Annotated in this window: 9 protein-coding genes and 1 pseudogene; 4 read left to right on the top strand and 6 right to left on the bottom strand. The window is 72.2% G+C overall.

The features are described 5' to 3' along the window. The 5 genes from PROKR_RS13575 to PROKR_RS13555 all read right to left on the bottom strand — a co-directional run. Positions 1–452, bottom strand: a 452-nt coding sequence (locus tag PROKR_RS13575; protein WP_036964098.1) for a phytoene desaturase family protein, incomplete at its 3' end; no start/stop codon positions are given. A gap of 228 nt (positions 453–680) precedes the next feature. Next, positions 681–884: a cold-shock protein gene (locus PROKR_RS13570; RefSeq protein ID WP_036964095.1), complete on the bottom strand. Its 204-nt coding sequence runs from the start codon at positions 882–884 to the stop codon at positions 681–683. Between the two features lie 205 nt (positions 885–1,089). Next, a complete protein-coding gene (locus PROKR_RS13565; RefSeq protein ID WP_169736417.1) occupies positions 1,090–1,725 on the bottom strand; it encodes a LytR C-terminal domain-containing protein in 636 nt (211 codons plus the stop codon). 42 nt (positions 1,726–1,767) lie between these two features. Further along, the gene (locus PROKR_RS13560; protein ID WP_142040458.1) at positions 1,768–2,121 is read right to left on the bottom strand and encodes a DUF3263 domain-containing protein; all 354 of its coding nucleotides are present in this window, start codon (positions 2,119–2,121) and stop codon (positions 1,768–1,770) included. Positions 2,122–2,183: 62 nt separating this feature from the next. Continuing rightward, positions 2,184–2,846 (bottom strand): uracil-DNA glycosylase, encoded by a 663-nt coding sequence (locus PROKR_RS13555; RefSeq protein WP_036964092.1) that lies wholly within the window; start codon positions 2,844–2,846, stop codon positions 2,184–2,186. 155 nt (positions 2,847–3,001) lie between these two features. On the opposite strand from PROKR_RS13555, the gene PROKR_RS13550 reads away from it, so the two are divergent. From PROKR_RS13550 to PROKR_RS13540, 3 genes are all read left to right on the top strand, one after another. Next, positions 3,002–3,853, top strand: a complete 852-nt coding sequence (locus tag PROKR_RS13550) for an SGNH/GDSL hydrolase family protein (protein ID WP_051432964.1) — start codon at positions 3,002–3,004, stop codon at positions 3,851–3,853. A 133-nt stretch (positions 3,854–3,986) separates the two neighbouring features. Beyond that, complete coding sequence (locus tag PROKR_RS13545) at positions 3,987–5,519, top strand: MFS transporter (protein WP_084800435.1); 1,533 nt, start codon at positions 3,987–3,989, stop codon at positions 5,517–5,519. A gap of 39 nt (positions 5,520–5,558) precedes the next feature. Further along, positions 5,559–6,107, top strand: a complete 549-nt coding sequence (locus PROKR_RS13540) for a TetR/AcrR family transcriptional regulator (RefSeq protein WP_036964088.1) — start codon at positions 5,559–5,561, stop codon at positions 6,105–6,107. A gap of 16 nt (positions 6,108–6,123) precedes the next feature. Here PROKR_RS13540 and PROKR_RS13535 read toward each other — a convergent pair whose 3' ends face one another. Beyond that, on the bottom strand, positions 6,124–6,807 hold the full coding sequence (locus PROKR_RS13535) for a FadR/GntR family transcriptional regulator (RefSeq protein ID WP_036964086.1): 684 nt from the start codon (positions 6,805–6,807) through the stop codon (positions 6,124–6,126). A gap of 48 nt (positions 6,808–6,855) precedes the next feature. Here PROKR_RS13535 and PROKR_RS13530 point away from each other — a divergent pair. Beyond that, positions 6,856–7,163, top strand: a pseudogene (locus PROKR_RS13530) (MFS transporter); the annotation flags it as partial.

Raw genomic sequence — 7,163 nt, 5'->3', positions numbered from 1 at the left:
TCCAGCATGCCGCGCACGGTCCGCTTGTCCCCGAGCGCGAGCGCGGTGACCTCGCGCCAGCTGGCGGCGAGGGGTGCGATCAGGTCGCGCCATGCGTCGCCGTCCGGCCCCAGGCCGTCCGCCGTCCGGTCGAGGTCACGGAAGGCGAGGCCCGCGCGCCCGCCGCCGAGCGGCTGGGCGTAGGCGATCTCGGGCGCGACGAGCTCCACACCGTGCGCGCCCAGGTCGAAGGCACGGAAGAACGGCGAGGCCCACGCCATGGGGTGCACGGCGGAGCAGAGGTCGAAGACGAGGTCGTCGGCGAGCTCGGGGACGGGGAGCGTGCGCGCGCCTCCGCCGACCGTGGGCTGGGCCTCCAGGACCCGGACCCCGAGCCCGGCGCGCGCGAGCGTCACTGCGGCTGCCAGCCCGTTCGGGCCGGAGCCCACCACTACGGCGTCGAGGAGCGTCACCGACCCATCGAATCATGGTGCTCGCTGGGCTGGGGGTGCCGGGCGGGAACCAGAGCGAGCAGCCGCGGTACGGGCGGCTGCTCGATGGCGTCGGGCATCGTCGTCCGACATCGTGCGGTACCGGTCGTCGTCGACCGTCCAGTGCGGACGCCGGGGTCTGGGTCCCAGCATCCATCGAGGGGGGTGGCGGGCGACGGGTGGGCCTGTCCCACCCGTCGTCCCATCGAATCAGAGCGGACGAACCTGCTCTGCCTGCGGACCCTTCTGTCCCTGCCCCACCTCGTACTCGACTTCCTGCCCCTCGTCGAGGGACCGGTAGCCGTCGCTCTGGATCGCACTGTAGTGAACAAAAAGGTCCTGGCCGCCGGCAGTCGGGGTGATGAAGCCATACCCCTTCTCGGCGTTGAACCACTTGACGGTGCCCTGGGCCATGCGTAGTTCTCCTTGTACCTCTGCACGGGCCATGCGGTCGACCCGTGGTGGTTCGAGCCTAGTGGTCCGTCTCACACCAGGGAACCCTCTATGCCCGGTATGTGGCATTAAGCGCATGGCGAACGTGCAGGTCAGAGGGCTACGGAGATAGCCAGGGAAGCGAATATCAGGCTGGTGGTACCGGTTGGCAACATCAACCGACGCGTTACTTGATGATGACGATGACCGCGTACGGCGACGACGTGACCTCTGCCGACTCGATGGCGGACTTCGCACCGATCGCCTGCGCGACGGCCGCGGCGGTGTCCGCGCGCTCAGCGCCGTACAGCACGGTCGTCTCCGTGTAGCCCTGGCCGAGGCCTGCGGTGTCGTCGGCGGCGTCGACGGTGCCCGTGAAGCCGGCCCCGGTGATCGTCTCGGCGGCGGTCCCGGCGGCACCGGTGGGACCGCCCGAGTTGAGCACCTGCACCCCGGCGGTCAGGTCCGCGTTGGCCGGGTTGCCGGTGACCGAGGACGGTGCCTCCTCGGAAGACTCACCGGACGGCTCCCCACTGGGCTCGCCCGAAGGTTCACCCGAGGATTCACCCGACGCGGAGGCCGACGGGGAGGCCGGCGCGGAGGCCGAGGCCGACGGGTCGCCCGATGCCTCGGCGCCACCCCCGTCCCCGGACAGCAGCGTGATGCCACCCCACGCCACGGCGGCGCAGACTACGGCGACCAGCAGGAACGGCCAGGCCGAGCTCCAGCCGCTGCGCGGTGCACGGTGCACACCCACTGGTGCGCCCCCGGGGACAGCGACGTCGAACTCGTCGGGCGGGTAGGGGTAGCCACTCTTCGTCACGGCAGAGAGAGTAGCGGGTTGTTGTGACAGAACGGTGCCTTCTCAGTGGTTCTCATCCGCCAACCGCCGTGCTGGGCGTGCTCGCTGCCGGGTGGAGCGGAGCCTGCGCAGGCGCTTGACCAGCATCGGGTCGTGCTCCAGCGCCGCCGGGGAGTCGATCAGCGTATTGAGAACCTGGTAGTAGCGCGTGGCCGTGAGCCCGAACAGCTCACGCGCCGCCTCCTCCTTGGCGCCGGCGTACTTCCACCACTGGCGCTCGAACGCGAGGATCTCGCGGTCCCGGTCCGAAAGGCCCTGGTCGGCGCCTGCGGCCTCGGGAGCGGGAGCCTCCACGTGCGCGACCAGCGTCTCGCCGATCTGCTCTCCGTAGCCCGGGAGCATGTTCCTGTCGTCCACCTGAGTCCTTACTCACGTCGTCCACGCCGGCCGTCCGCCGGCGCCAAGGCTGGGCCGTGTCCTTACGGCAGGCGCCAGTCGACCGGCTGCGCACCCTGCTGCTCGAGAAGCGCGTTGGCCCGCGAGAAGGGCTTGGACCCGAAGAAGCCGCTGCGCGCCGACAGGGGCGACGGGTGCGCGCTCTCGACCACGGGGACGTCCCCGAGCCACGCCTTGAGGTTGCGCGCCTTGGCGCCCCACAGGATCGCGACGAGCGGGCCGCCGCGAGCCACGAGCGCGCGGATGGCGGCCTCCGTGACCTCCTCCCAGCCCTTGCCCGCGTGCGAGTCCGACGAGCCGGGGCGGCAGGTGAGCGTCCTGTTCAGCAGCATGACGCCCTGGTCGGCCCAGGGCCGCAGGTCGCCGTTGCCCGGGATGGGCAGGCCGAGGTCGTCCTGCAGCTCCTTGTAGATGTTGACGAGCGACCGCGGCACCGGGCGCACGTCCGGCTGCACCGAGAACGACAGGCCCATGGCGTGCCCCGGCGTCGGGTACGGGTCCTGGCCCACGATCAGCACGCGCACGTCGGCCAGCGGACGCTTGAACGCGGCGAGCACGTTCTCCCCCGCCGGGACGTAGGTACGCCCCTCGGCGACCTCGTTGCGCAGGAAGTCGCCCATGGCATGGATACGGGGTTCGACGTCGGCCAGGGCTTCGGCCCAGTCCGGCGCGATGACCTGCGACAACGGGGGCCGGCCAGCGGCAGCGGCGGCGTCGGCAGGGGGTGTCGGGTTCACGGTGGTCTCCACGTTCAGGAGGTTACCGGGACCCACTGACAGCGACCCCCCTGTGCCGCCCGACACACCCACTTGTGACGACTCTTCACCGGGTTGGCGCAACAATGAGGAACGTGAGCGCGACGACCCCAGAACCGGAAGGCCCCTCCACCTCCCCCACCGCGACCGCCCCCGTCCGCTGGACGCGGTACGTCGCCATGGGCGACTCCTTCACGGAGGGCCTGTGGGACCCCTATCCTGACGCGCCGGACGTGCAGCGCGGCTGGGCGGACAACCTCGCCGCCGCGCTGTCCGCACGCCGCATCGCGGCGGGCGAGGACCCGCTGGAGTACGCGAACCTCGCCATCCGCGGCCGCAAGCTGCGCCCGATCGTCGCCGAGCAGCTCGGCGCGACGCTCGACGCGAAGCCGGATCTCGTGTCCCTGGTCGCGGGCGGCAACGACATCCTGCGCGCCACGGCCGACGTGGACGCGATCTCGGCCGCGCTGGAGGACGCCGTCGCCCAGCTCCGCGCCTCCGGCGCCGACGTCCTGATGGGCACCGGGTTCAAGGCGGGTGCGGCGCTGAGCTGGACCAACGGCCGGGTCGGCATCTTCAACGCGAACGTCTGGTCCATCGCCCGGCGGTACGACGCGCGCGTCGTGGACCTGTGGGGCATGCGGTCGCTGGCCGACCTGCGCGTCTGGTCCTCCGACCGCATCCACCTCACGCCCGAGGGGCACCAGCGGGTGGCCAACGCCGCCCTGGTCGCGCTGGGCCTGGAGCCGGACGACGACGCCTACGACGTGCCGCTCGACGCCGCCCCGCCCGCGGCCTTCCGGGAGACAGCGCGCGCCAACGCCGCCTGGATGCGCCAGCACGTGGGCCCGTGGGTCAAGCGCCGCCTGACCGGCACCTCCAGCGGTGACGGCCGCTCCGCAAAGTGGCCGACGCCGGGCGCCTGGCCGCGCGCGTAGAACCTTCACCCGGCCCTACACTTCGAGGGTGAATCTCAGAAGCCTCTCGGTGCTCGCGCCGAGGGGCTTCTGACGTCTCCACAGCCCCACCCTGGGCGCGTAACTTAACATTCTAGATGGTACATTTACAACCATGACGATGAGCCCTCCGCGCAGTGCGGGCACGTCCCAGCTCGGCACCGGGCGGCGCTGGACCCTCCTGGTCACCGTCGGCACCGGCCTGCTGCTGATCACCCTGGACAACTCGATCCTCTTCACGGCGCTGCCGACCCTCACGCGCGAGCTCGACGCGAGCTGGAGCGAGAGCCTGTGGATCATCAACGCCTATCCCCTGGTGATGACCGGCCTCCTGCTCGGCTCGGGCACGCTGGGCGACCGGTTCGGCCACCGGCGCATGTTCATCGCCGGGCTGGTGATCTTCGGGTTCGCGTCCTTCCTGGCTGCGACGGCGCCCACGCCCGAGGTGCTGATCGCGGCACGCGGGCTGCTCGCCGTCGGCGCCGCGGCGATGATGCCGGCCACGCTCGCGCTGATCCGCGTGACCTTCACGGACGAGCGCGAGCGCAACATCGCGATCAGCGTCTGGGGCAGCCTGTCGGTGGTGGGCGGCGCCCTCGGGCCGATCGTCGGCGGGCTCCTGCTGGCGCACTTCGCGTGGGGCTCGATCTTCCTGATCAACGTGCCGGTGGTCGTGCTGGCCGTCATCGTCGGCCTCGCCGTCGCACCGCAGGACGAGCCGCACCCCGGGACCCGCTGGGACTTCGTCTCGTCCGTGCAGGCCCTGGTCACCCTGGTCGGGCTGGTGGTGCTCATCAAGGAGGTCGCCAAGGCCGACCGCTCGGGGACCGTCATTCTCGGCGCGGCCGCCGTGACGGCCGTGGGCTGGTTCGTCTTCGTGCGCCGGCAGCGCAAGCTGCCGTTCCCGCTGCTCGACCTGGCGATCTTCCGCAACCCCGCGTTCTCGTCCGGGGTCCTGGCGGCCGCGATCGCCATGTTCGCGATGGGCGGTCTGCAGCTCGCCACGACGCAGCGGTTCCAGCTCGTGGCCGGGTTCACCCCGCTCGAGGCGGGGCTCCTGGTGGCCGCGATCGCCCTCGGCTCGCTGCCCTCCTCGTTGCTGGCCGGTGCGTTCCTCCATGTCGTGGGCCTGCGGGTGCTGATCGGCGGTGGGCTGGCCGTGGGCGCCGTCGGTGTGGCCGGCACGCTGTACGGCGTGCAGCAGGGCATGTGGTGGCTGCTCGGCGGCCTGCTGGTGACCGGCCTCGGGCTCGGGGCAGCGATGTCGGTCGCGTCCACCGCGATCATCGGCAACGTGCCCGCCCGCCGGGCGGGCATGGCGTCCTCCGTGGAGGAGGTCTCCTACGAGTTCGGCAGCCTGGCCGCCGTCTCCCTGCTCGGCTCGCTGCTGACCACGATCTACACCGTGACCGTCCAGCTGCCCGACGGCGCGCCGCCCGCGGCGGCGAGGTCCATGAGTGACGCCCTGACCGCCGAGGGCACCGGACCCGAGGTGCTGGACGCCGCCTTCGTCGCCTTCGGGAACAGCTACTGGGTGGTCATGGTGATCTGCGTCGGGGTCCTGGCGCTCGGCGCTATCGTCACCACGGTGCTGCTGCGGTCCTACGGGCCGGGGTCGGCATCGTCCGCCTACGGTTCGGGACACTGAACCACACCCCTATCGCGACGCAGCCCCGCAGGAGACCCCGTGCGACCAAGCAACCGCGACCGCATCCTCGAATCCGCCGTGCGCCTGGTCCAGCGCGAGGGCGTCACGGCCGTGACCTTCGACTCCGTGGCGGCCGAGGCCGAGCTGACCCGCGGCGGGATCATGTACCACTTCCCCTCCCGCGAGGGACTGCTGGTCGCCATCCACGAGCACCTGGCCGAGCGGTGGGAGGGGACGCTGGAGGCGGACGCCGGCCACCCGGCCGACGAGCTCACCGCCGGCGAGCGGCTGGCCGCGTACATCCGCGTGAGCGCCGAGTCCGCGACCCGCGCGGAGCTGCAGCTCATGCTGGAGGCCGCCACCCGGCCCGAGTGGGCCGCACCGTGGAGCGCCGTCCTGGAGCGGTGGGCGCCCGTGCCCGACGACGCCGAGACCGACCCCACCGCACTGTCCCTGCTGGTGGCCCGCCTCGCCGCCGACGGGCTGTGGATGTTCGAGTCGCTCGCCTACCGGTCGATGCCGGACACCCAGCGCCGCGCCGTCGCGGAGCACCTGGCGCGGGCCGTGGCTGAGGCGTCAGGGACCTGAGAACGCAGGCGCGGGCTCAGGAGCCCTCGACGCGGGCCAGGAGCTCGTCCAGGAAGCCGCAGGCCTCGGAGACGGCCCGCTCCGCGTCCCGCTCGGCGATGGCGTCGGCCAGGTCCTCGTGGCCGATCTCGGGCGCGTGCTCGACGCCGGGCGTGATGGCGGACGTCGCGGCGACGCTCGCGGTGATGACCTCCGTCAGGCCCAGGTAGAGCTCCGCCAGCAGCCCGTTGTGCCCGGCGCGGACCACTGCCCCGTGGAACTCGGCGTCCGTCCGCGCGAAGTCCTCCCAGCGCCCCTCGGCCAGCTCGGTGGCGCGGCGGCCGAGCAGGGCGCGTAGCTCGGCGACCTCCTCCTCGGTCCGCTCGGTGGCGGCGAGCCGGGCACCCTCGACCTCGAGGGTGCGCCGCACCTGCAGCACCTCGCGCAGCTCCGACCCGGCAAGCCGGCGGATCGCGCCGGACACCTCGCTCGTGGCGCGCACGTACGTGCCGTCCCCCTGCCGAACCTCCAGCAGGCCCGTGTGCGCGAGCGCCCGCACGGCCTCGCGGATGGTGTTGCGGCCGACGCCGAGCTGCTCGCAGAGCTCGGGCTCGGTGGGGATGCGCTCGCCGATCGGCCACTCGCCCTCCCGGACGGCGGTCCGCAGCTGTTCGATGACCTGGTCGACGAGACCGACCCGGTGCGTGGTGGCCAACGGCACAGTGGAATCCTTTCGTCCAATCATCCTACGTATGCCATGGTAGCGGTCATGCGCGTCGAACACAGTGGACCTGGTCTGGAAGCCGAGCTGGACGGCGCCGTGGAGATCCGGACGCCGGGCGTGGTCGCCGCCGGGGCGCTGCTCGCGGTCGCCGTGGTGCTCGTCGCCCTCAACCTGCGCCCGGCCATCACCGGCGTCGGCCCGATGCTCGAGGAGATGCGCCTCGACCTGGGGGTGTCCGCGGTCTGGGCGGGCGTGCTCACGACTCTGCCGACGCTGTGCTTCGCCGGCGCGGGCCTCGTCACCCCGCTGCTGGCCCGCCGGGCGGGGATCGGCGCCGCCATCGCGCTGAGACT

It is taken from the genome of Promicromonospora kroppenstedtii DSM 19349, assembly GCF_000515355.1.
Classification (GTDB): domain Bacteria; phylum Actinomycetota; class Actinomycetes; order Actinomycetales; family Cellulomonadaceae; genus Promicromonospora; species Promicromonospora kroppenstedtii.
This window is presented reverse-complemented; position numbering and strand designations above follow the sequence as displayed.